1 protein-coding gene is annotated in these 1060 nt (G+C 67.4%); it reads right to left on the reverse strand.

From position 1 onward, the window contains the following. Positions 1-1035 (reverse strand): glycosyltransferase family 4 protein (locus Q9Q40_00395; protein ID MDQ7005670.1); only part of this gene is annotated, 1035 nt, incomplete at its 3' end. Positions 1036-1060 lie beyond the last annotated feature (25 nt).

Here is a 1060-nt window from a genome sequence, read left to right on the forward strand (position 1 = left end):
GCGGCGGTCGGCCCACAGGGATTCGATGGCAGCGGCAACGGCTGCAGGTTCCGGTGCCACCACCCGGCCGGTGACCCCGTCTTCCACGAATTCCAGGGGGCCGCCGGAATCGCTGCAGGTGATCACCGGGCGGGCGGCGTTCATGGCCTCGAGGGTAATCAGTCCCAAATCCTCCTGGAAGGGGGTGAACACCACCGCCCGCGCCCGGGCATAGGCCTGCACCAACTCGGCATCGCTGATGCGCCCCAAAAAGCGGATGCGCTCGTCGCCTGCCGCCAGGGCGAGGAGGGCCTGTTCCTCAGGACCACTGCCGGCGATCTCCAGGCGCACCGGGCCGGTCACCCGGCGAAAGGCACGGATGATGAGGCCGATGCGTTTGGGGCCGTCCAGGCGGCTGGCGGTGAACAGGACCGGCCCGGCGGACATGGGCCGGGGGGACACCGCCAGCCCCGAGGGGTGGTGGGCCACGTGCACTTCCACACCGGGAGGAAAGTAATCGGCGCGTTCGGCCACCGTGCGGGAGATGGCGCCGTAGCGGCGGATCGCTTCCGGCCGCAGGGCCACCCGGTCGAGAAAGTGGACGACAGCGCGTGTCACCGGTCCCGGAAAGGCAAACCAGTTTCGTTCACCCCCTCGTTCGCGCCAGGTTTCCAGGAGCGCGAACAGGGCCTCGGCCTCGGCGGGGGTGGGATTGGGTTCGGCCACCAGGCGTCCCAGTTCTGCCAATTCGCGGCAGTCCGGCCAGGCGGTGGGCAGGTGGGCGGGGTAGGTGTCGTAGAGCCCCCGCAGCTTATGCTGCATGTAAAGGATGTGGTTAGGATGGCGAACCATCCAGGCCGGGTATTTGCTGCTGATGACAGCGTCAAAGATACTTAGATCGAGCTCGAAAAAGCGCCGGTAGCTGGCGAGCACCTCCCAGAAGTTTCCCTCCGGGGAGGGCACCTTGAGCAGTTCCACCTCGTGGGGGGTGTGTTCGTTCAGGGCGCGCGCCAGATCGAGCCAGAAACGCTCCGCCACGCCGAAGGTGAAAGGCACCGGGCTAGGAGCCACCACCGCGATT

The organism is Acidobacteriota bacterium, from assembly GCA_030949985.1.
Classification (GTDB): Bacteria; Acidobacteriota; Polarisedimenticolia; order J045; family J045; genus JALTMS01.